Here is a 24,957-nt window from a genome sequence, read left to right as displayed (position 1 = left end):
CAGGTAATTCCTGTATAATAGTCATCACAAATCAATGTTGTTTCAGTGTATCTATAAGGTTCCCATCTGAATCATAAAGATAGACCTTGTCTCCACTATTGTTCCATATACATTTTTCCTGCCATAGATATATACTATTGCTGGTGTTTAGACCATTACCTGCGTAAACAGTTATCGAATCTCCTGTGTTCAGATTGCAGGATGGAAGTGTGTAGGTATAGCTGTAAACCGTTTCACAATCTTTAATAGTCCAGCCTTGAAGGTTTGTGGTAAATTTTCGATTATTACTGATAGTCACTCATTCACCATTGGTTTCATTGCCTTCGCCCAGTTCAAAGTCGCTTATATATACTCCACCGTTTTCCGACTCTAAAAATTGGTATTGTGGATCAGTAAATCCAAAAACAAGAGATACGAAAGTTGTAGCTAATGCGACAGTAAGCACGAACATAATGACAATACCTATAACCAGAGATGTGGCAACGTTGTCCTGAACAACAATTTAGCCATCCATCAAGAAATTTTATCAGATTTTAAAAATTCTATCCTAACAACTATAAAAAAAAATTATTGTCAAATGGCTTATTTGTTAAGGAAAAAATAGCTGGTATATGACCAGCTTTAATTCTCATTTAAAAGGTTTCTAAGGAACTTGTGCAGGATTCCACCATGTTGGTAATACTCTAACTCTATATCAGAATACAGTCTGACATCTACTTTAAATGTGGATTTTTCACCTTTTTCGGATTTGACTATAACTTCAAGTTCACCATCCGGGGTGATGTTTTCTATGCCCCGGATATCATAGGTTTCATCGCCATTTAATCCCAGTGTCTCTGAATTTTCACCTTCTTTGAATTGAAGCGGCAGAACTCCCATCCCAACGAGGTTGCTGCGGTGAATTCTTTCAAAGGATTCTGCTATCACTGCTTTGACACCTAACAACTGTGTACCTTTAGCAGCCCAGTCCCGGGAACTTCCTGTGCCGTATTCTTTTCCGGCAATTACAATCAGTGGTATATTGTTATCCTGGTAATTCATCACAGCGTTGTAGATGCTCATTTCTTCTCCTGTTGGATGATATAGAGTCCATCCACCATTCTTCTCTACCAGTTTGTTATTGAGACGTATGTTTCCAAATGTACCTCTCATCATTACTTCATGGTTTCCTCTCCTGGAACCGTAGGTGTTGAAATCCTTCTCATCAATACCATGGTTTAGCAAATATTGCCCTGCAGGGCTGTCAACAGGAATAGCTCCGGCGGGTGATATATGGTCAGTTGTGATGTTGTCACCCAGATATACCAGAACCCTTGCACCTTTAATATCCTTTAATTGAGGTGTCTCATACGGGAAATTCTTGAAAAACGGGGGCTCCTGTATATAAGTGGATTCATCGTCCCATTGATACTGATTTTCATTTGGAACATCGATGCTGTTCCACAGTTCTGTACCCTCCATAACATGTGAATATTCATTCTTAAACATCCAGGCGTCGATAGTGTTTTTGATGACCAGATTAATTTCATCCTGCGTTGGCCAGATATCCTTTAAATAAACCGGTAGACCGTTCGGGTCACATCCCAGTGATTCATTTTTCAGGTCGATGTCTACTGTCCCTGCCAGTGCATAGGCAACAACAAGCATCGGTGAAGTCAGATAATTGGCTTTGATGTACGGGTTTATACGCCCTTCAAAATTTCTGTTTCCACTGAGTACAGATACTACTGTCAGGTCCTTCTTTTTTACCTCATTTGCCACACTTTCATTTATTGGTCCGCTATTTCCTATACAGGTTGCACAACCATAACCAACCAGATGGAAACCCAGTGCTTCAAGATATGGTAAAAGGTCAGATTTTTTAAGGTAATTGGTAACGACTCTGGAACCCGGTGCAAGGCTTGTTTTAACATAGGGTTTGACGTCAAGTCCGTGTTCAACTGCTTTTTTGGCCAGTAATCCAGCACCTATTAAGACCGATGGATTTGATGTGTTTGTGCAGGAAGTAATGGATGCAATTGCTACTGCTCCATGTGTAATGGATGTGAACGCATCTCTGCATTTGATGTAGCTTGTATGATGGGTCGGTTGTGAATGAACATCACTTATATTGCCACCTTCCTCAAGCCATCTGTTATAATCAGAATCATCCCCATGAGGTACTTTTTCTCCTCTTCTTTCAGCAAAGGTTTTTTTCATGAGGTTATGGAAATGCTCAGACATATTTTCAATGGATATTCGATCATAAGGTCGCTTGGGACCAGCTATACTGGGTTCAACAGTACTCATATCAAGTTTCAGCTTATCACTGAACATCGGGCCTTCATTCTGAGAATCAAACAGTAGTCCCTGCTCCCTGACGTATTTTCGAACCATATCCACATGTTCACTACTTCTTCCTGTCAGTTTCAGGTATTCCAAAGTTTCTTCATCAATAGGGAAATAACCCATTGTAGCTCCATATTCAGGTGCCATATTTGCCAATGTAGCTCGGTCCGGAAGACTTAATTTGTCCAGCCCAGGTCCATAGAATTCAACGAACTTACCTACTACCCCATGCTCTCTTAACATCTGGGTTACAGTAAGTACAAGGTCGGTTGCTGTCACTCCTTCCTGTAATTCTCCATCTAATCTAAATCCTACAACTTCGGGAATGGACATGTAATACGGCTGACCCAACATGACAGCTTCCGCTTCTATACCACCAACACCCCACCCGAGGACACCAAGTCCGTTTATCATAGTTGTATGTGAATCGGTCCCCACAAGTGTGTCCGGATAGGCAACTGTTTCATCACTGTCTTCGGTATTCTTAAAATGTACTAGTGGAGCAAGATGTTCAAGGTTTACCTGATGAATGATACCTCTTCCCGGAGGGACAACCTGGAAATTGTTAAACGATCTCTGTGCCCATTTCAAAAGAGAATAACGCTCATGGTTGCGTTCAAATTCTTTTTCTTCATTGTATTTTCTGGAATAATTAGTTCCAAAATAATCTATCTGTACAGAATGGTCAATCACAAGGTCTGCGGGAGTCACTGGGTTTATCCTTGAAGAGTCCCCTCCTTCTCTCTGAATGGCTGACCTCATGGCTGTTATATCCACAACTGCCGGGACACCTGTAAAATCCTGCATTAGTACTCTTGAAGGGATAAAAGGAATTTCATGTTTTGAAACATTATTTGGATCCCATTCTGCAAGTGCTTTTACATCATCCTCTGTTATTATTTTTCCATCTATGTTTCTTAATAATGATTCCAGTAATACTTTAATGGAATTTGGTAATTTTGATATGTGACCTATTCCAAGTTCTTCAAGCCTATTCAAACGATATATTGCTACTTTTTTATTATTTGTATCGATAAAATCTTTAGCATCAAAAGGGTCATATTCAATACCCATTGTCTCACCTTTTCGAATTTGATTAAACAGACCTTGCTCTTGGTCTTATAAGTTTGTTATCTGAATATTGCTCAAGGCAGTGAGCTATCCATCCTGATACTCTTCCAATAGCAAACACAGAAGTTGCAAGCTTGGGATGTAATCCAAGATATTTATATATAACACCTGAGTAAAAATCAGCGTTTGGATAAATCGGTTTATTACGTTTTTCCACCAATTCACGTATGACGGTATTTTCTATCCTTTCCGCAATTTCGTATAAAGTAGTATCACTCTTTTCTTCTGCCAGTTTCTTTGCAAGACCTTTGTAAATATTTGACCGCGGGTCATAGGTTTTATACACCCTGTGCCCAAATCCCATGATTTTCTGGTGGTTTTCAATTAAATCCATTACATACTGTTCAGCATCATCCGATGAATCCACCTCATCCAACATGTTCATAACAGCCATTCTTGCTCCTCCATGCAGTGGACCTTTAAGAGTACCAAGTCCGGATATTATTGCAGAATAGAGGTCAGAAAGCGTAGATGCAGTTATTCGGGTTGAAAAGGTTGATGCGTTTAATTCATGCTCAGCAATAAGGATGAAATCCTTTTCCATGATTTCGGTTACGGTTTTTTCAGGTTTTTCTCCATTTAACATATACAAAAAATTGGCACCATGGGACAGGTTGGTGTCAGGCATTAAGGGTTCATACCCATTTTTAATCCGGGAAAAAGAAGCCACAATTGTAGGAAAGCGCGATATTAACTTGGTGGATTTTCGAATATTTGCGTCGTGGGAATTATCGTTTAAATCCGGATCACAGTGTGACATATGAGAAACCACTGTACGTAAAGCATCCATCGCTTCGATATTAAAGTTACAGGTTCTGATTGCCTGTATCAGGTTTTCATTTATTACACGCTCATCTTTTAGTTTTTTTGAGAATGTAGCCAATTCTGTAACATCCGGTAGGGACCCTTTTAAGAGCAGATATGAAACAGAATCGTATGGTAGATTTACCAAATCATTAATGTCGATACCTCTGTATCTAAGAATTCCATTTTCACCATCTATATATGAAATATGGGTTTCCAGCGCAATAACATCTTGTAGACCTTTTATAATTTCAACCAATGTATACCCTCCTACTTGCAATATCTATAAATTTAATTAGTAGTGTTATTAATATTTAAGGAACAAATCCAGGATTTGTTAATACAGGAGTTTGATTTTTGTGGTGTAATTATGGTACGTATAGAGAGGGACACGCGGGGGTATGTGGAAGTCCCGGATGATGTCTATTACGGACCACAGACTGCACGTGCTGTGAACAATTTCAGAGTGAGTAACCATCGGTTACCTGCTGAATTTATCAGAGCACAGGCTGCGATTAAATGGGCATCTGCAAAAGCCAATATCCAAACCGGTAAACTGGATTCTGAGATTGGGAAAGCAATAATGTCTGCTGCATCAGAGGTTAGAGATGGGAAATTCAATAACCAATTTGTAGTGGATGCGTTCCAGTCAGGAGCAGGCACATCCCAGAATATGAACGCAAACGAAGTTATTGCAAACCGCGCACTGGAGATTATGGGATATTCAAAAGGTAAATACGAAATAATCCATCCCAACGACCATGTTAATATGTCCCAGTCATCCAATGACACATCACACACAGCTATCCATATAGCAGCAACGGAATCAATCAATAATAATTTAATTCCTGTTCTCAAAGAACTCTACAGTACTTTTGAGTCAAAATCCGGTGAATTCAATGATGTTGTAAAACCCAGCAGAACTCACCTTCAGGATGCTGTACCTATTACACTGGGACAGGAATTCAGTGGTTATTCCAGAATGCTGGGGATGGGAACTGAGCGCTTATATAATGCATTGGACGGGTTGGCAGAATTGAATATGGGTGGTACTGCTGTGGGAACAGGATTGAATGCTCCAGAAGGTTTTGGAACAATTGCAGTAGAAGAAGTAAACCGGGTTACTGGACTGAATTTCAGATTGACAAATAATTATTTTGAAGCTACACAGAGTGCAGAAGCTATACTGGAAGTATCCTCTACCCTGCGTGGACTGGCAGTCAGCCTGATAAAAATAGCAAATGACCTGCGGTTATTTTCCAGTGGTCCCAGAACAGGTCTGGGAGAAATCCAACTTCCTGTGGTCCAGCCCGGTTCATCTATAATGCCCGGTAAAGTAAATCCTGTGATGGCTGAAATGCTTAATATGGTATGTTTTCAGGTTTTGGGTAACGATACAGCAGTAATGATGGCATCCCAATCTGGACAGCTGGATTTGAATGTTTTTACTCCTGTTCTGGCGCACAATTTACTCAATTCAATACAGATTATGTCAGGAGGTCTGGAATCTTTTAATAACCGGTGTCTAAAGAGTATTACTGCAAATAAAAAACACTGTGAAAATTTGGCTGAGTCCAGCCTGTCGCTGGCAACTGCATTGGCTCCAAAAATCGGATATGAAAAAGCTGCTGAGATTGCTTACCAGGCTTACGATGAAAACAAGACCATACGGCAGGTAATACTTGATGAAAAATTATTTGCCGAAAACGAAGTTGATGAATTACTTGACCTTTTAAAAATGACAGGGTAGAGATATGAAATATCTTGATATTATTGTAATCGGGGGAGGTCTTTCAGGGCTTAGAACTGCTCTTGAAGCTCATAATAATGGTGCCGATGTAGCGGTAGTTTCCAAAGTTCCTCCTATACGCAGTCATTCTGTGGCTGCACAGGGAGGTATCAATGCTTCGTTGGGGTATGATGACAGCTAGGAAGCTCATGCATGGGATACTGTAAAGGGTAGCGATTATTTAGCTGATCAGGATGCAGTGGAAATATTATGTAAAGATGCACCTGAGATAGTGCTTGAGATGGAAAACTGGGGGACATCTTTTTCAAGAACTTAAGATGGTAAAATAGCTCAACGACCCTTTGGAGGTGCCGGTTTTCCAAGAACATGCTACGCCGGTGATAGAATCGGGCACAATCTACTGCACACACTGCATGAACAGGTTCTAAGAGCCGGAATCAAAGTTTATCAGGAATGGATGGTAACCAGATTGGTGATAGATGATAATAGATGCACAGGTTTTGTGGCAGTTAACCTGTTTAATTCAAAACCTGTAGCTTTTAAGGCAAAGATAACAGTTCTTGCAACAGGTGGATACGGAAGAATCTACAGGCGTTCCACAAATTCGATTATCAATAGAGGATTTGGTATAGGTCTGGCTTACGAGCAGGTGTGCCTATAAAGGATATGGAATTCGTACAATTTCATCCACTATATTATGGGATTCCAATATACTGATTACTGAAAGTGTCCGGGGAGAAGGAGGATATCTTTATAATAGGAACCATGAGCGCTTCATAGATAGACATGCTCCAGAATCCATGGAACTAGCTCCAAGAGATATTGTTGCAAGGTCTATCCAGACTGAAATCGATGAAGGAAGAGGATTCCCCGGTGGATATGTTCATCTTGATATTACACATTTGAATCCGTCGTTGATAAAGGACAGTTTGAGCGGTATAAGTGAAATTTCAATGGATTTTGCAGGAATAGATCCCACTAAAGAACCAATTCCTGTACAGCCCGGTCAGCACTACTCCATGGGTGGGGTTTCGTCTGACATAAACGGAAAAACTCCTCTAGATGGGTTATATGCAGTAGGTGAATGTGCATGTATAAGTGTTCATGGTGCAAACCGGCTTGGTGGCAATTCACTGCTTGATACTCTTGTATTTGGTAGAAGAGCTGGTCGGCACACTGCAGGGTCAGTTGCAAATATTGAAACTCTAGGTGATGACAAACTCTTGAAAGAACTAAAAAATGAGAAAAAATCAATATCTGATATGATGGGAGGAACATGTGAAAATTTGCTGATGTTAGAAATGAATTAAGGGATGTCATGCAGGATAATGTTGGAATATTCAGAAATCAGAAAATTCTGGAGCAAGCAATTGAAAAAATCAAAAACCTGCAGGATAAAGCGTACAATATCGGTGTGAAAAGCAGAGTCAGGTCTTTTAATTTGGAACTTTTGGATGCTATCGAACTTAAAGGTATGGTTGATATTGCACATGTTATAGCATCGGGCGCATTGACAAGACAGGAAAGCAGAGGTGCTCATTATAGGACTGACTTCACAAAACGAGATGATGCTAATTGGTTTAAACATACACTTGCTTATCACACATCAAAAGGTCCCAGACTGGAATACAAAGATGTTACGATAACAAAGTTTCATTCAGAAAAAAGGGAATATTAACTGGGAAATAAAACAGAGTAGAAAAGATGGTTAATTTAAAAATCAAACGTCAGGATGATAATAAAACCTGGTATGAAACTTTCCAGGTAGATGAAAAACCTGGAATGAATGTTTTGGAGGCGCTATTTGATATCCAGGAAAAACAGGACGGAAGCCTATGTTTCAGGTTCGCCTGTAGGGGAGCAGTCTGTGGTAGCTGTGCCATGCTTATAAACAAGGTACCAAGACTTGCCTGCAAAAAACTGGTTAAAGATGTGAAAAAAGAAGATATATCCGGTATGAAACCTGGAAAATTACTCACTGCACCCGTTTCCAGAAAAGATACCAACAATGAGATATTGATTGAACCTTTACCAAATTTAGAAGTGATAAGGGATCTTGTTGTGGATATGGATCATTTCTATGACCTTGTAGATTCTGTACAACCCTAGATAACAGCAGGTGATAAATCTACTGAAGAGCACAGGATAAGCCCACCAACTCAAAAAAAACTGGAAAAATACACCAACTGCATCCTTTGTGCAGTATGTCATGGAATTTGTCCCGCAGCTTCCAGTGATGAAAAATATTTAAGTCCATCCGGACTTGCTAGAGCTTGGAGGTACCAGTTGGACCCAAGAGAACCAGAAGAAAATAAACATCAGAGACTGGATATAGTGGATTCTCCCTCTGGGGTGTGGGGATGTGATGTGGTTTATAAATGTGTAGCAGTCTGTCCCAAAAAGGTTCCTCCAACCAAAGCCATTAAAGAAATGCGTAAACAAATCTCTGAAAAAAATAAGAGATGAATTACGAAATAATCCTTTTATTTGGAATTTTTACCTTAACCTTTTATAAATATACTTTTCAAATTCTATAATGAAAAATACTAGAACCGCCATAACAACAATCCACAACCAGTTGTACAATCCAAGCGGAGCTGTATCAAATATCAGGTTCATGAACGGATGATAGGTCAACAACATCTGAAGCCCGATTACTCCTGCAATTCCTATAAGCATGTATCTGTTGGAGAGCAAAGCATCAAAGACATGGTCATAAAGGGATTTAATATTGAACAGATAGGATATCTGTATAAAAACAATAGTATTCAGTGCTGCAGTGCGTGCAGCGGCTAACTCTCCACCTGTATTTATTTCTACAGCAAATAAAAAGAATGCAGCAGAAACCATTAATATAGATACAAATCCTATTCTCTTTTTTATGAATGGTATCAAGATAGGTTCATCCGTAGGTCTAGGGGGTTTGTTTAGCAGACCTTTTGCCCGTGGTTCTGATGATATTGTCACACCAAGTCCGATAGTGGTTATAGTGTTTATCCAGAGAATATGCAGTGGAAGCAGTGGCAGCGTAACACCAAGCAGTATGGCTGATACAACAGTAAGTGCCTGACCCCCGTTTGTAGGTAACATCCAGATAATGAGTTTCTGAATCTTGTTGTATACATCACGTCCTTCTTCTACTGATGCCACTATAGATGCAAAATTATCATCTACAAGAACCATATCAGAAGCTTCGCGTGCGACTTCTGTGCCTGATACACCCATGGCGATACCGATATCAGAATTCTTTAAGGCAGGAGCATCATTGATTCCATCGCCTGTTACAGCTACAATTTCTCCATCCGATTTTAGAAGTTTTACAATCCTTGATTTGTGCTCAGGAGATGTCCTTGCAAAAACTGATACTGTTTTTAGTGTTTCTTTTAACTGTACGTCTGTCAGATCATCAATTGTATTGCCGGGGATTGCTTTTTCAGTTTCTATGCCAAGTTGACGGGCTATGGAATAAGCTGTAAGTGTATGATCTCCGGTGATCATGATAACTCTTATACCAGCAGTCTTGCATTGTTGAATAGAATCTTTTACTTCCTCTCTGGGTGGGTCTATCATTCCCTGCAATCCCAAGAATACCAGGTCACTGAGGTCGGAATAGTCAATGCGTTCCTTGTCCTTTTCTACTTTGAGATATGCCATTCCAATTACCCGTAATCCTTTGGACGCCATCTCTTCAGAACTCTTTTTTATCTCTGCCAGCGCATCTACATCTATGTCTACCTCGTTTTCTCCATCGAATTTATGTTGTGACAATTCTATTATTTTTTCAGGTGATCCCTTGACATAGATTATTTTATTTTCCTCTGAATCCTGGTTCAAAGTTGCCATGATACGTTTTTCTGATTCAAAGGGAATTATATCCAACCTTGGCATGTGGAAATTACCAGCTTTGAGAGCAGATATCAATAAAGCACCTTCAGTAGGCTCACCAACAATATTTCCATCCTTAAATGATGCATCATTGCACAAAAAACCGGTTTTCAATGTTTCTAATAATACAGGGTCAGTTTCTGGGTCTACAGTTTCGTTATCAAGGATGAAATCACCTTCAGGAGAATATCCAGTACCGCTGACATTGTAATTTTTACCTGTAGCTGTATAAATATCAGTGACAGTCATTTGATTCTTGGTCAAAGTTCCTGTTTTATCCGAACAAATGACAGTAGCAGATCCCAGTGTTTCCACTGCGGGAAGGCTTCTGATAATAGCATTACGTGATGCCATGGCTTTAATACCGATTGCAAAGGATATGGTAATGGTTGCAGGCAAACCTTCGGGAATCGCAGCAACTGCAAGACTGACTGCCGCAAGAAATGTATCCACTGCATTGAATCCTCGTAATATACCTACAAAAAAGACAAATACTGATACTGCAATTATTGCTATTGAGAGATAAATTCCAAATTTTGCGATTTTTCTGACTAGTGGTGTAGATATATCCTCACTTTCTCTTATCGACTCTGAGATCTTACCGATTTCTGTATCTTCACCAGTTGCTACCACTATACCGTGTGCCAATCCCTCACTTACAAATGTTCCTGCAAATGACAGATTTTTCTGGTCACCAAGTGGGATTTTATCATCATCTATAACTTCGGTTTTCTTTTCAACAGGAACAGATTCACCGGTCAATGGGGACTCATCCACTCTTAAATTTTTCACATAAAAAAGTCGAATATCAGCAGGTATTCTGTTTCCTGCTTCTAGAATAACCACATCCCCTACAACAAGTTCCTTGCTGGGAATCACATTTCTCTGACCGTTCCTGAGTACAGTAGCTTCAGGTACCAGCATTTTGGACAATGATTCAAGAGCATGCTCAGCTTTGCTTTCTTGGATGTAACCAATTATGGAATTGGCAATAACTACGCTTAATATGACAGCAGTATCGATTAATTTATCCAGAAAAAATGTAATTATAGCTGCAGCTAATAGAATATATATAAGTGGACTGGCGAACTGTTTTAAAAACTTGTAGATAGGGCTATGTTTCTTTTTTGCTTTTACTTCATTATACCCATCAGTAGAGAGTCTTTTTTCTGCTTCTTCCTGCTTGAGACCTTCTCTCCCGCTTCCCAGTTTTTCGAATACTTTATCGTTGTCCAACTGGTACCATTTGGTATCCCCACTCATAAATAGTAAAATCGCTTTATAAATACTAATAAGTTTTTATAAACAAAGCGTAAAACCCTGGTGTTTTTAGCATCAGGGATGTAAGCGTCAAATCACCCCTGATTCCGTATGTATTCTGTTACAATCTCTTTGCTAACATTCCTATTTTGAGAATGCAGAGTACCTCAACCATGAATCCGCTTATCATCTGGTAAAAGACAGTGAGAATTACAGGATGATGCCTTCACAGGTCGCACAGCAGACCATGAAGGTAGTGGATAGGAATATGAAATCGTTTTTCAGGATTTTGGGTGAGAGAAAAAAGGGTAACTACAACCGACCTGTAAAAAAGCCTGAATATCTACCAAAAGACGATAAATTTGTATGTATTTATCCAAAAGATATGTTCAAAATCGATGATAATAATATCTGGTTGTCTATGGGTAGGGATTTCTATAAGAATTATGGTATTAGATTCCTGTACTTCAAGTTACCTGAAAACATAATCGGTAAACATATAAAAGAAGTAAGGATAATCCCGAAGTATAACGGACAGTGGTTTGAGATAGAGTATGTTTACAGGGATATCGGTGAAAAAGTCGATGTAGACTACAATAAACATCTGTCCATAGATTTGGGAAATAAAACAGAGTAAACAATTTTGCAACCTGTGTAGATACCAATGGGACTGCTTTCATAATAGAAGTCAGGGGCTTGAAATCTTATAACCGTTGGTGGAACAAAGTCAAAAGCGGATTGCAGTCTGTATATGATAAACAGGGTATAAAATCGGGTCAGAAACTGAACTGGTTGTTCGAGAAAGGGAAGAACAAACTCAACGATTTCATGAATCAGAGTGTTAACTATATCGTTAAACACTGTATAGATGAAAAAATCGGCAACATAATAATCGGAGAACTGGAAGACATCAAACAGAGCTCCAATATGGGTAAAAAGAATAACCAGACCTTTCAGACTATACCCTTTGGCAAATTCAAACAGAAACTTCGGTCAAAATGTGGATACTACGGTATCAATTGCCTAGAAGTTGATGAGGCATATACCAGTAAAACCGATGCTCTTGCATTAGAACCCATTGAAAAACACCAAAAATACATGGGTAAAAGAGTCAAGAGAGGATTGTTCCAGTCCTCTACTGGTAAATTGCTCAATGCCGATGTTAATGGAGCATTGAAAATATTGAGAAGGGTACTCGGCGATTCCCTTTTCTTCAAAGGGATAGCCGATAGTGGGTGTGTGAACCATCCAGGAAGGACTTTGTAAATTGAAAATTTACAAATATCTTTAAATCTTTGATTTAAAGAGTAAGACTCTTTGGAGTAAACTCCTTCTGAAGCCACTTGGTATTTAGCCAAGTGGTAGTTCACCCACAGATTCAAATCATTAAAAACAACAAAATCTCTCCGATTATTCCGGAAAACAGAGGTATCATTAAATTATCATCGATTTTAACAGCAACAGTTTCGACGACAGTGGCAACAACTGCCATTATAACGGCAATCATCCAGTTACCAAGAAAAGCATAACCTATAACCAGATCAACCAGAAATTCAGCAGTGCATCCTTCCAGTGATTTATCGTTAAACGGCACTTTTATATTTCCAACTGTTTTACCAACTATTGCAGCACTTAAATCCCCTAGGGTTGTCATCAGAATACAGGCAAAAGCCACCTGTTTGCTGAATATCGCAATGGATATGATAGCACCTATGGTCAGAAAAACATGTCCACCGAGCCTGTTTTTTTCGCTGTCACGATAAAGTACATGCAGGAACGGAAGTTTGACAGATTTTTCAAGCCGGATATATTCAAGTAAAAGAAAAAAAACTAGGGATACAAGTAAAATTGCAAGGATTATCTGTTTTCCCAGATATGCATAGATGACGATAATGAATACAGATATCAGATGAAATGCTTTTCTTAAATATTCTTTCAGAAGTTTTCTGTTAACCATTAGATTGTGGTTTTAAAAATAAATATGAGAGGAATATTTATCTCTCTACAAACTTTTTGAACAGACGTGCCTGGAATCCATAATATTTAGCAAAACCTTCAGCGTCCTTCTGGTTTATAGTTTTACTATCAAAGGATACAAACTCTTCTGAATACAGTGCATATGGTGAACTGCGTGCCAGTACACTGACATTACCTTTATGCAGTTTTACCGTTACTTTCCCTGTCATACGCTCCTGTGTTTTATCAATGAACTCATTGAGATCTGTATATAACGGCTCATCTACAAGCCCATAATAGGCAAGTTCAGACCACTGAGCATCCACCATAGCTTTGAATTTGAGTTCTGATCGGGTAAGTATTAGTTTTTCCAGGTCCTGATGAGCTGTTAAAAGCACTGTTGCTGCAGGGTGTTCATAATTTTCTCTGGCTTTTAAACCAAGAACACGGTCTTCAATCATATCAGTTCTGCCGATTCCGTGGGAACCTGCGGTTTGGTTTAGTTTTTGTATAAGTTTAACCCCATCCATCTGTTTACCGTCAAGGGATACAGGAACTCCATTTTCGAATCCGATGACCATTGCCTGTGCTTCAGGGGCATCGTCTGGTGATTCAGTCCAGTCGTATATTTCCTGTGGTGGTGCACATGATGGGTCTTCAAGTTCACCACCTTCAATACTCCGGCTCCATATATTTTCATCTATGCTCCAGGGCTCACCAGTGGTAACAGAAACCGGGATTCCGTGTTTTTTAGCGTATTCGATTTCCCATTCTCGGGTGAGGTTCATGTCTCTCATGGGTGCTATAACATCAAGGTCGGTAAGTCTGAATACCGCTTCAAAACGAAGCTGGTCATTGCCTTTGCCGGTGCATCCGTGAGCAAGTGCAACTGCCCCTTCCTTCTCAGCGACTTCTACAACTTTTTTAGCAATTAGCGGACGTGCAACTGATGTACCCATGACGTATCCTTCATAGTCACCGTTTGCTTTGATAAGTGGAAAGATGTAATTGTGTACAAACTCTTCTTTGGCATCGATTGTATAATGTTTGTCACTAATTTTTTCAGCTTTTTCATCAGCTTCTTTAATTTCATCTTCAGGCTGTCCTACATCTACTGCAACTGTTATTACTTCATCATAGCCGTATTCTTCTTTCAACAGAGGGATACATACCGATGTATCAAGTCCTCCGGAATACGCTAACACTACTTTTTTTGGCTCTGGCATGTTATCGACCTTGTTCAACCTCTTTATGGTATTCATTAATCGATTTTATAGTAATGTCGTTGTTCCTCATTGCTTCAATGGCATCTGCTGCTGCAATTGCTGCCTGGATGGTTGTTATATAGGGTACCTTGAAGTCCACTGCTGCTCTGCGTATCTGGTAACCGTCTTTTCTGGATTGCTTGCTTGTGGGTGTATTGATGATTAACGAGACTTCATCCCTTCTCATCATATCGATAACATTTGGGCTCCCATCATGTACCTTCTTGACGGATTCCACAATTATACCATGGTCTGCCAGGTAATTGGCGGTTCCTTGGGTTCCCATGAGTTCGATACCTGCATTCTGCATCTTGTGGGCAACATTTACTATTTTTTCCTTATCATCATCACGAATGGAAAGGAACACCTTTCCTGTCTGTGGTAACAGGTTATCTGCACTTAACTGGGCTTTGAAAAAGGCACATCCGAAGTTGTAATCTACACCCATAACTTCTCCTGTACTTTTCATCTCAGGACCGAGGACAGGGTCAACACCGGGCAGCTTATCAAAAGGAAGGACAACTTCCTTCACAGAAACATGTTTAACATCTGGTTCTTTTTCCAGTGCGTATCCAAGGTCTTTCAGTTTGTGACCCATTATAACCTGTGCAGCTATTTTTGCAAGAGGTATACCAACTGCTTTTGAAACAAATGGAATTGTCCTGCTGGACCGTGGATTTGCTTCAAGGACATATACTTCACCGTCCCTTTTTGCCATCTGTATATTTATTAATCCTTTGACATCAAGTGCCAGTGCAATTTTACGGGTGTAGTCACGGACAGTTTCAAGTGTCTCTTCTGAAAGGCTCTGTGGAGGGATAACACATGCTGAGTCCCCTGAATGTACACCCGCTTCTTCGATATGTTCCATTATTGCACCAATGAGTACATTTTCTCCATCACTGACTGCATCAACATCGACTTCAACTGCGCCTTCAAGGAAATCATCGATTAAAATCGGGTTATCCTTTGATACACAGACCGCTTCTCTGAGATATCTTTTTAGTTCTTCCTTGTCATAGACAATTTCCATCGCTCTTCCACCGAGAACATATGAAGGTCTTACAAGTACAGGATAACCGATTTCTGCTGCAAAGTTTATTGCTTCTTCCTGTGAAAGAGCATATCTACCATCTGGTTGGTTGATGCCGAGTTCTTTCATAAGGGTATAAAACTTGTCACGGTCTTCTGCAATATCGATTTTTTCGGGAGATGTCCCCATGATTTTTGTTTTTAAATCTTTTCTGCGTTCGAGTTCATACTGCAGTGGGAGAGAAAGATTTACAGAAGTTTGACCACCGAACTGAACCAGCACACCATCAGGTTGTTCCTTTTCTATGACATTCATCACATCTTCCAGTGTCAATGGTTCAAAGAACAGTTTATCAGAGGTATCATAATCTGTTGATACAGTTTCAGGGTTATTATTGATTATATGTGATTCAATATGTTCTTCACTGATAGCAGACACCGCATGCACAGTACAGTAATCGAATTCAATACCCTGACCGATACGGATAGGACCTGAACCAAGAATCAGTATCTTTTTATTATCTGTGGGATTGGATTCACACATGGACTCATAGGATGAATAATAATAGGGAGTAACAGCAGCGAATTCTGCGGCACAGGTATCCACCATCTTATAGGTGGTTGTGATTTGATTGTTCCTTCTGTAATCACCTATTTGCTCTTCAGTTTTTCCTGTCAGTTCTGCAATCCTTGAATCGGTAATACCCAGGCGTTTTGCTTCACACAAGGAAACAATAGGTAGATTATCAGATTCTGCATATCCTTGCAGTGATTTTTCCATGTCTACAATGTTTTTGATTTTCCAGAGGAAGAAATTACTGATTCCTGTAAACTGGTTGATGGCGTCTACAGTAAATCCGTACCTTAGAGCATGGAATATGACAAACAACCGGTTGCTTGTGGGGGTTTTTAACAGTGTGATAATTTCGTTTTCATCCCATGTACCCTCTCCAAGTTTCATATCTATATCAAGAGACCGGATGGCTTTCAGCATCGACTCTTCAATAGTTCGTCCTATAGCCATTACTTCACCGGTACTCTTCATGGATGTTGAAAGTGTCTTATCGGCTGTTACAAATTTATCAAACGGCCATCTTGGTATTTTTGTGACAATGTAATCAATAGTAGGCTCAAAGGATGCAGGAGTCTTTTTGGTAACATCATTTGGTATCTCATCAAGTGTCATACCTATGGCAATCTTTGCGGTAACTCTTGCAATCGGATAACCAGTTGCTTTTGATGCAAGTGCAGAAGAACGTGAAACACGCGGATTTACTTCAACCACTCTGTAATCTCCGTCTTTAACTGCAAACTGAATATTACAGCCGCCTTCAATTCCAAAAGAGCGGATGATATTTATTGCAGAGGTACGAAGCATTTGGTGCTCTTCATCGCTAAGTGTCTGGGATGGTGTTACTACAATGGATTCACCTGTATGAATTCCCATTGGGTCGATGTTTTCCATGTTACAGATGACGACACATGTATCCTTTGAATCTCGCATGACTTCATATTCAAATTCCTTCCATCCGAGTACACTCTCTTCAACCAGTACCTGATGGATTCGGCTTCTTCTGAGTCCCCTCTCAACAATTTCAAGAAGCTGTTCTCTGGTGTGGGCAATTCCTCCTCCAGCACCACCCAGTGTATAGGCTGGTCTGACAATCAATGGCAGTCCAAGTTCATCAATCATTTCTTCTGCTTCTTTCAGTGAAGAGATTGCTTTGCTCTGTGGAACTTTCTCACCAATATTTTCCATCTTCTGTTTGAAAAGTTCCCTGTCTTCAGTATTGGTTATAGCATCAAGAGGAGTTCCCAGTAATTTTACATTATATTTTTCAAGTGTTCCGAGGTCTGATAGTTCACTTGTGACATTCAGTCCAGTTTGTCCACCAAGACCTGCTATGATTCCATCTGGACGCTCTCTTTCCACAATTTTCTCAACAACTCTGGGGTCAAGTGGTTCTATATACACAGAATCTGCCATTTCCGGATCGGTCATGATTGTTGCAGGGTTTGAGTTTACAAGTACAACTTTAATCCCTTCTTCTCTTAATGCCCTGCATGCTTGACTTCCGGAGACATCAAACTCAGCTGCCTGTCCGATAGTAATCGGACCTGAACCTATCAGCAGAACTTTTTTGATATCGTCCTTTTTTGGCATTATATATCACCTCCAACAGTCCTGACAACCCTGTCAAAAAACAGTTTTTCTGTGTCCCACGGACCCGGATTGGCTTCTGGATGGTACTGGACACTGTAGATGTCAAGATATTCATGGGCTACACCCTCAACAGTATTATCATTAGCATTAATCTGTGTAACCGAAAGGTCTGTACTTTCAAGAGAATCTCCATCTACTGCGAATCCATGGTTCTGGGATGTAATATACACTTTACCTGTTTCCAGGTCTTTAACCGGTTGATTGGCTCCTCTATGACCGAATTTGAGTTTATAGGTATCTGCACCCAGCGCAAGAGATATTATCTGGTTTCCAAAACAGATTCCGATTATCGGTAGTTTACCAGCGAATTCATTTACAGCTGATATTGCACCTTTTGCATGCATCGGGTCACCCGGTCCGTTGGTAAGGAAAATGAAATCTGGCTCATAGGCTTCAATCATTGATGTAGATGTGTTCGCAGGAACAACAGTAACATCAATTCCGCGTGCAAGGAGACTTGACAGAATATTTCTTTTTAAACCAAGGTCAATGACAACTGCATGTTTTGATTTACCAAAAACTGATTTCTCACTTTTTATATGGTACGGCTCCTGACAGGTAACCTTGGAAATCAAATCAATATCTGATATATAGGGTTGCTTGCGCGCTAGATTTACCGCTTCTTCTCCGTCATCACTTCCATTTATAAGAGCTGCACGCATTGCTCCCGATTCTCTTGTTTTTATGGTAAGCATACGGGTATCGACTCCTGATATTCCCGGTATCCCCTCATCCTGCAACAATTGATTATAGTTTCTTGTAGATTTATGATGATACGGGCTACTGCACGCCTCCCTGACTACAATTCCATCGGTCTGGATATTCTCAGACTGGAAATTTTCACCGCTTACACCATAATTCCCGATTAAGGGGTAGGTAAACATCAATATCTGACCTTTATATGAGGGGTCGGTCATTGCCTCCTCGTACCCGGTGTAAAGTGTTGTAAAAACAAGCTCACCACTGACTGCACCTTCGCTTCCGATACCAGTGCCTTTTACAATTGTACCGTCTTCTAATCCTATTACTGCATCCATCATTAGAACCTGCCATTAAATGTAGGAAATAGGCTATAAGTATTGTGCTGGAAATATATTTTCCACACCTTAATTATTTCATACAATATATATTTGATTGAGTAATTAATAGATTGCTTCGATTCAAAGATTGTTAACAAGGCGTTTGAAAAAGAATATCATTAAAATTATCATCCCTGAAATTCCCGCAATCATCACGGTCAAGAAATTGTTTGTAACGACATTTTTGACATGGTTATATACACTATCAGTTGACGTATCAGTAGAATCTTCTAATTCATTACCAGATGATTCAAGTTTTGAGATATTCAGTGTTATCAACCAGATGTTGTAATTTCCATCCTCATTTGAAGTATAAACCAATTTATCACCATTCGGACTCCATGATGGTTTTTTCTGTGTTGAATTGGTTGATGTTAACTGTACCATGTAATTCCCCTTTCTGGGTTTCATAACCCAGATATCATAATTCCCGTTTCGGTTTGATGAAAACGCTATCCATTCACCATCAAGATTGAACACCGGATCGATATTATCAAATTCATCATTAGTTAGCTGTTTTTTATCTGTACCATTTCGGTTTATTAACCACAAGTCCCCATTTGAAGAATAGATGATTTTTGAACCATCTGGATTCCATGAAGGGTTTTTTCATTCTCAGGGTTTTCAGTAAGTCTCCTGTTATTTGAACCATGCGGGTCCATTATCCAGACATCATAATTTCCGGAGATTTTTGAAATGTAAACAATAGAACTGCCGTCAGGGGGCTAACGTCTGGTGCTCTCTGGTTAGCATCACTTGTCAATTGTACTCTCCTGGTTCCGTCAGAATTTATTCTGTGGATATTGATGTATTCAGGTGAAAACGGCTCCACATGTTCTGATGCAAAATAGATTAAACTCCAGTTATGATTAAAACAGGGTTCACCATCCCAGACAATGCTGTCATAGACCTTTTCCTTGCCCGAACCACTTGAATTCATAATCCAGATTACCTGATTGGACGAATACACTATCTTTTCCCCATAAGGGCTTCAGGAGGGTGAATCATGGTTGCTGGCATGGATCAATTGTGTATTTTCTGTTACCGCATTAGCGTCCCCATCTACAACAGGGATAGTAAACAAAACGATAACAAATAAAAAAACATAATAATTTTCTGGGATAGACATTTTAATCTTTTTTGTTATTGATTCATGTATTCCTCTATTTTTTGTTTTAATATACTGCTAACCTGTTTACCGTCAGCTTTGCCCCGGTATTCTCCCATTACAACACCCATAAGGGGTCCGACGGCATCGACACCTTTATCTTTCACAAAATCCTGCCTGTTCTTAATAACTTTCTCTACAAAATTTTCAATTTCTGATGAATCAATATCAGTCAAACCAAGTTCTGATGCTGCATCTTCAGCACTGATGCTTGGACTGTCTGCCAGTTTGCGTAATATTTTTTCGATTCCCTCTTTTGCAACTTTACCACTGCCTACAAGGTCAAATAACTGGAAGAATTGGTCATCTGTAATATTATCTACATCTATACCATCTCTTCGAAGTTCTGGCACAGTACCGGTCAGGGTTCGAGCTAAAAGTGTAGCGTTTATGTTAGGATTATTTTTAAAGGTCTGTATGATGTCTTCAAAAAGTGGTAGTTCCTTTGACTGCACTACCTTTTCTGCAAGTTCCTGATTCAATTCAAATTCTTCCCTGAACCGTTTTATTTTTTCACTTAACAGTTCAGGCATTTCAATTGAATCAAAATATTCTCTTGATATTTCAACCTGCGGAACATCAGTCTCAGGATACATACGTGCAGCTCCCGGAAGGGGTCTCATATATGAGGTGTTTCCTTCAGGCAGGGCTTTACGTGTTTCTTCCGGAACACCATAAAGGGTTTCTTTAGCACGCTGGATAACACTTTCCATTGCACTATAAGCGCGTTTTTCATTGTCAGCTACCAGTACAACAGCGTCGTTTTCCCCAGCACCAACATATTCACAAAGGGACTCGAGTTCGTCCTCAGTTATGCCGTAATTTGGAAGTTCATCCGTATGAAAGATTCCACCAACACCGGAAGTTTTCGCAAGGTCTGAAAATTCTGTACCAAGACGCCTTCCGGGCTGAACTTCTTTTCCGATAAAACCTGCAAACCCCGATAACACACCTGCAATAACTTTTCCTTTTTTAAGTGAGTTCTTTATTATCTTTGATTGTGTATTTGCAAAGACATCAGATACATCAAACGGTTTTTCAATTACTGATGCGTTTTTTTGCTGGAGTTCTTCCCGTATTTTTATCAAATTAATCTGGCGTTCGACTTCATTTTCAACAATTGATTCAATCTGGTCCAGTGACTGCACACCTTTTATTTCAATACGCTCTCCATTTGTTATAGATATGTTTACATCCTGACGGATGGTACCAAGTCCGCGTTTGACTTTGCCTGTTGACCTTAGATGCATACCTATTAACTGTGCTGTTTCTCTTGCCTGTTGAGGTGTATGAATATCAGGTGCGGTTGCAATTTCAACAAGTGGAATACCCAGACGGTCAAGGGAATAAACAGTAGAATCAGTTTTTTGTTCTATTATACGTGCGGATTCTTCTTCAAGACATAACGTGTCCATACCCACATAACCATTTGAAGTTTCCAGAAACCCGCCACTGGCAAGCAAAGCAGTTCTCTGGAATCCTGTAGTATTTGAACCGTCAACTACAATTTTCCGCATAACATGCATCTGGTCAACTGGCTGCATATTCAGAAGTTTTGCAATAGCAAGTGATGTATTGAGAGATTCTTTATCAATTTCGTTTGGTGGTTCTTCATCATATTCAACCAGACATGTGGAATCATAGGCTTTGTAAATATATTTCCTGTTAAGTTTTGATTGTTCAAGCGCAGCAAAATCCGTTTCACCCATTTCACTTGCTGCTGGGCGTATATACCTGAAAAATTCCAAATTCGACTCTTCAATATCTCTTAATGTTGTTGGACATCTACAGAATAATTTTTCTTTTGTGTCCAGTTGCTGATGAATCTCAAGACCGCATTTTAGCCCGATTTTTTTGTAGTCGAATTTTTCATTCATGAATATTATCACACCATAGTATTTTCCTGCTGATTACAAAGGTCATTAGAATTATTATTTACTACTACTTTCTTTATTGTTTTTATACTTCTTTCTAACTTCTTTCCTGGTCTCTTCAGGTAAATCTCTTTCCCACTTGCGTCTTATACTTATATTTTTAAGTGCTGGTTTTGCGGATTTGATACACTCTTTTACAGATTTAAGAAGTGATTCATCGATTTTTGGAAACTCAATTTCTCCATGTTCTTTCGGTGGTTCATTTTCGACTTCAAGGGTATGTGATGTATCTGGATGTTTTCGTTTTGATGTAACCATCGATTCAATGGCATCCCTCCACTGGGAAGCCCAGGGAGCATCTGGAATTTTCGTATGGTGTACTTTTGTACGTTTAACACTCATAACATTTTCAGGACATGCATTTTCACATGCTCCGCAATAGATACAGTAATCCTCTTTTATTGCGATGTTTTTGTCTTCAGGGACATACCAAAGATGTGAAGGACATACATTAAAACATGCCTGACAGCCATGAGGGTCGCAACGTTTGATGTTATTTTCTTTTAATATTATTTCACCTTCAAACGGTTTTTTGATTTCTACTGCATCATAGGGACAGACCTCTCTGCACCAGCCGCATCGTGTACATTTGTCCTCATCGATATGTACTTCGCCTTCTATTGCAGGTGGTTCACAGGGTCTTTTTCCTTTTACTTTTATGGCATCTTCAGGACATAAATCCTGACAGAGCATACAGTAATCACATTCATCTTCATCTATCATCAACTGTTCAAAGGGTGATGGGTCTATAGGGGTTGGTTCCTTTTCAAGCATGATAAATGCATCACAGAACCGTGCACAAAGTCCGCAGAGATTACACTTTTCAGTATCTAATTCTATTTCACCCATTGCATTTTCATCAAATGGGGCAATATCTTCTTTTTTTGGAATATTGAGTTCTACTTCGATGGCATCTTCAGGACATGCAGATTCACAGAGAAGACACGGAAGGCATTTATCATTGATTTTTACATAGGAATCAAATCCGGGATAGAATTCTTCAGAAGGTACTTCTCCTTTGATTTCGATTTTGAAGGCGTTTGCAGGACAGAATTTTGCACACATACCACAGAATGTACATTTTTCAATATCCATTGTAACAGGTGGTGCATCCATACCTGTGGCGATTTCATGCATTGGTCCCAATTCAAGTGCTTCGGTCGGACAGATTTTAACACAAAGACCACAGCCAGTACACCTTTTGTAATCATAATCCAGTTCTTTTCTGGATTTTTCGGTTGATTGTTTATAGATAAAATGTGAACCCTGGATATCTATATCCTTTGTTACTGTGATGGTTTCTTCTTCAGGACCATCTTCATGTTCATTCATTGTGTTTTTATCTTCAGCCTGTGTATTTTGCATTTGGTGCCTCCAGGATTTCAGAACCTATTGGACCGATTTCTTCCAGTTCATCAACAAAAGTTTCTATGGATTCTGCAAATCTGTCACATTCAGATGCAGATATCCATTCCATCTTTAGACGATTCGGGTTGATACCTATTTCTTCCAGAACTTCTTTTAAGACATCCATTCTCTGCTTTGCATTGTAGTTTCCGTATACATAATGACATTCTCCAAGACGACAGCCTGATACCATGACACCGTCTGCGCCTTTTTCAAAGGCTGTGAGAACGAATTCCGGGTCAACACGTCCTGCACACATTACCCTGATGATTCTGACATTTGTTGGATACTGAATACGGGATGTTCCCGTAAGGTCTGCACAGGCATAACTGCACCAGTTACACAGGAAACTTATTATTAGTGGATATTCGTCTTTAACCTCAAGAGCTGCATCTATCTGGGAAAGTATCTGTGCATCGGTCTGGTTTCGCATATATATGGCATCTTCAGGGCATGCAGCACCGCATGAACCGCATCCGTGACAGGATATTTCATCAACCTCTGCTTTATGGTCATGCAATTTAATTTTACCGAATTTACATACATCCTGACAGATACCACAGCCGGTACATTTGTCTGAGTCTACAAAAGCGCTCATCGGGTCGGTTTCAAGTTCCCCTTTGTTTAAAAGCTGCATGGTTTTGGAGGCCGCAGCACTTCCCTGTGCTATAGATATCTGTATCTCTTTTGGGCCTGAAGCACATCCTGCAATGAATACTCCATCAATATTGGATTCAACCGGACGCATTTTAGGATGAGACACGGTATAAAAACCGTCTGATCGGGTTGTCAGATTCAGCATACTGGATATTTTATCGTCTTTATTAGCCTCGATTCCGACAGAGAGAACTACCATGTCATAGGGTTTTTCATGTATTTTATTTTCAAGCGTGTCCTCGTATCTTAGTACCGGTTTGCCGCTACTATCTTCCAGTATCTCAGCAACTTTTCCTCTTACAAAATGAATCCCCATTGATTGGGCATTTGTATAATATTCCTCATACATTTCACCGGATGCTCTTATATCAATATAATGAAGTGTAATATCCATATCAGGGTAGCGTTCCTTTAACAGTTGGGCATTTTTTATCGCCGACATGCAGCAAACCCTTGAACAATAGGGATTTCCTACAGTTTCGTCTCTTGAACCTACACAATGTATGAAAGCCACTTTTTGAGGAATTTGTTTGGTTGAAGGAACAATTACTTTACCATGAGTAGGACCTGAAGCATTTATCATGCGCTCCAATTCCATATTTGTAATTACATCGGGATATCTACTATATCCGTATTCTTCTTTACGCGATGCATCAAATATCTTATACCCGGTAGCCACGATGACAGCACCTACAGTAAAAGAAAATTCCTGCTCTTTCTGTTCATAATCAATTGCATCGGCAGGACATGCTTGTTTGCACAATCCGCAACCTACACAGTATTTGTTACTGATATAGGCGCACTGGGGAACAGCTTGAGGAAACGGTATGCTGATAGCCTTTATTTTCCCGATACCATAATCAAACGGATTGGATATTTCAACAGGACATACACCGGCACATTCTTCAATACAGCCTTTACATTTATCTTCAGAAACATATCTGGGTATTTTTAATCCTTTTACAGTGAAATTTCCTACTGACCCGCTAATCTCAGTTATTTCGGAATTTGTGTAAAGTTCAATGTTTGGATGATTGGCAACCTCTGTCATTTTTGGGGCAAGCACACAGATGGAAC

Annotated in this window: 17 protein-coding genes and 3 pseudogenes; 6 read left to right on the top strand and 14 right to left on the bottom strand. The window is 39.7% G+C overall.

What is annotated here, in order from left to right:
* Nucleotides 1-31: 31 nt before the first annotated feature.
* The 4 genes from ACLFMM_RS01175 to ACLFMM_RS01160 all read right to left on the bottom strand — a co-directional run bounded on the left by ACLFMM_RS01175 (nt 32) and on the right by ACLFMM_RS01160 (nt 4,522).
* Nucleotides 32-298 carry a lamin tail domain-containing protein gene (locus ACLFMM_RS01175; RefSeq protein ID WP_410806883.1) on the bottom strand — a complete coding sequence of 89 codons (267 nt, stop codon included), beginning with the start codon at nt 296-298 and terminating at the stop codon, nt 32-34.
* Nucleotides 299-451 carry a hypothetical protein gene (locus ACLFMM_RS01170; RefSeq protein WP_410806882.1) on the bottom strand — a complete coding sequence of 51 codons (153 nt, stop codon included), beginning with the start codon at nt 449-451 and terminating at the stop codon, nt 299-301.
* 170 nt (nt 452-621) lie between these two features.
* Entirely contained in the window at nt 622-3,402 is a 2,781-nt protein-coding gene (gene acnA, locus ACLFMM_RS01165) for an aconitate hydratase AcnA (RefSeq protein ID WP_410806881.1), read from the bottom strand.
* A gap of 22 nt (nt 3,403-3,424) precedes the next feature.
* Nucleotides 3,425-4,522, bottom strand: a complete 1,098-nt coding sequence (locus ACLFMM_RS01160; protein WP_410806880.1) for a citrate/2-methylcitrate synthase — start codon at nt 4,520-4,522, stop codon at nt 3,425-3,427.
* 111 nt (nt 4,523-4,633) lie between these two features.
* On the opposite strand from ACLFMM_RS01160, the gene ACLFMM_RS01155 reads away from it, so the two are divergent.
* The 5 genes and pseudogenes from ACLFMM_RS01155 to ACLFMM_RS01135 all read left to right on the top strand — a co-directional run bounded on the left by ACLFMM_RS01155 (nt 4,634) and on the right by ACLFMM_RS01135 (nt 8,479).
* Entirely contained in the window at nt 4,634-6,013 is a 1,380-nt protein-coding gene (locus ACLFMM_RS01155) for a class II fumarate hydratase (RefSeq protein WP_410806879.1), read from the top strand.
* A gap of 4 nt (nt 6,014-6,017) precedes the next feature.
* Nucleotides 6,018-6,674 (top strand): annotated as a pseudogene (locus tag ACLFMM_RS01150) (FAD-dependent oxidoreductase).
* Between the two features lie 10 nt (nt 6,675-6,684).
* Nucleotides 6,685-7,323 carry an FAD-binding protein gene (locus ACLFMM_RS01145; RefSeq protein WP_410806903.1) on the top strand — a complete coding sequence of 213 codons (639 nt, stop codon included), beginning with the start codon at nt 6,685-6,687 and terminating at the stop codon, nt 7,321-7,323.
* 8 nt (nt 7,324-7,331) lie between these two features.
* A complete protein-coding gene (locus tag ACLFMM_RS01140) occupies nt 7,332-7,691 on the top strand; it encodes a hypothetical protein (protein ID WP_410806878.1) in 360 nt (119 codons plus the stop codon).
* 26 nt (nt 7,692-7,717) lie between these two features.
* Nucleotides 7,718-8,479: pseudogene (locus ACLFMM_RS01135) on the top strand (succinate dehydrogenase/fumarate reductase iron-sulfur subunit).
* Nucleotides 8,480-8,509: 30 nt separating this feature from the next.
* On the opposite strand, the gene ACLFMM_RS01130 reads toward ACLFMM_RS01135, so the two are convergent.
* A complete protein-coding gene (locus tag ACLFMM_RS01130; RefSeq protein ID WP_410806877.1) occupies nt 8,510-11,161 on the bottom strand; it encodes a cation-translocating P-type ATPase in 2,652 nt (883 codons plus the stop codon).
* A 142-nt stretch (nt 11,162-11,303) separates the two neighbouring features.
* On the opposite strand from ACLFMM_RS01130, the pseudogene ACLFMM_RS01125 reads away from it, so the two are divergent.
* Nucleotides 11,304-12,424 (top strand): annotated as a pseudogene (locus ACLFMM_RS01125) (RNA-guided endonuclease InsQ/TnpB family protein); the annotation flags it as partial.
* 112 nt (nt 12,425-12,536) lie between these two features.
* Here the strand turns inward: ACLFMM_RS01125 and ACLFMM_RS01120 are convergent.
* The 9 genes from ACLFMM_RS01120 to ACLFMM_RS01080 form a co-directional block, all read right to left on the bottom strand.
* The gene (locus ACLFMM_RS01120; protein ID WP_410806876.1) at nt 12,537-13,115 is read right to left on the bottom strand and encodes a diacylglycerol/polyprenol kinase family protein; all 579 of its coding nucleotides are present in this window, start codon (nt 13,113-13,115) and stop codon (nt 12,537-12,539) included.
* A 37-nt stretch (nt 13,116-13,152) separates the two neighbouring features.
* On the bottom strand, nt 13,153-14,376 hold the full coding sequence (locus ACLFMM_RS01115) for an argininosuccinate synthase (protein ID WP_410806875.1): 1,224 nt from the start codon (nt 14,374-14,376) through the stop codon (nt 13,153-13,155).
* Complete coding sequence (gene carB, locus ACLFMM_RS01110; protein WP_410806874.1) at nt 14,342-17,575, bottom strand: carbamoyl-phosphate synthase large subunit; 3,234 nt, start codon at nt 17,573-17,575, stop codon at nt 14,342-14,344. The genes ACLFMM_RS01115 and carB overlap by 35 nt, the downstream gene beginning before the upstream one ends.
* Nucleotides 17,575-18,672 carry a glutamine-hydrolyzing carbamoyl-phosphate synthase small subunit gene (gene carA / locus ACLFMM_RS01105; protein ID WP_410806873.1) on the bottom strand — a complete coding sequence of 366 codons (1,098 nt, stop codon included), beginning with the start codon at nt 18,670-18,672 and terminating at the stop codon, nt 17,575-17,577. The genes carB and carA overlap by 1 nt, the downstream gene beginning before the upstream one ends.
* Before the next feature lie 123 nt (nt 18,673-18,795).
* Nucleotides 18,796-19,266: a TolB family protein gene (locus ACLFMM_RS01100; RefSeq protein ID WP_410806872.1), complete on the bottom strand. Its 471-nt coding sequence runs from the start codon at nt 19,264-19,266 to the stop codon at nt 18,796-18,798.
* A 109-nt stretch (nt 19,267-19,375) separates the two neighbouring features.
* Nucleotides 19,376-19,684 (bottom strand): hypothetical protein, encoded by a 309-nt coding sequence (locus tag ACLFMM_RS01095; RefSeq protein WP_410806871.1) that lies wholly within the window; start codon nt 19,682-19,684, stop codon nt 19,376-19,378.
* A 173-nt stretch (nt 19,685-19,857) separates the two neighbouring features.
* Complete coding sequence (gene gatE / locus ACLFMM_RS01090) at nt 19,858-21,759, bottom strand: Glu-tRNA(Gln) amidotransferase subunit GatE (protein ID WP_410806870.1); 1,902 nt, start codon at nt 21,757-21,759, stop codon at nt 19,858-19,860.
* A gap of 54 nt (nt 21,760-21,813) precedes the next feature.
* Nucleotides 21,814-23,181 carry a 4Fe-4S binding protein gene (locus ACLFMM_RS01085; protein WP_410806869.1) on the bottom strand — a complete coding sequence of 456 codons (1,368 nt, stop codon included), beginning with the start codon at nt 23,179-23,181 and terminating at the stop codon, nt 21,814-21,816.
* A partial coding sequence (locus ACLFMM_RS01080) for a hydrogenase iron-sulfur subunit (RefSeq protein WP_410806868.1) occupies nt 23,162-24,957 on the bottom strand: 1,796 nt, incomplete at its 5' end. The genes ACLFMM_RS01080 and ACLFMM_RS01085, both read right to left, overlap by 20 nt.

The organism is Methanohalobium sp., assembly GCF_046546175.1.
GTDB lineage: Archaea > Halobacteriota > Methanosarcinia > Methanosarcinales > Methanosarcinaceae > Methanohalobium.
The sequence above is the reverse complement of the archived record's forward strand: the minus strand, read 5'-3'. Positions and strand labels throughout refer to the sequence as shown.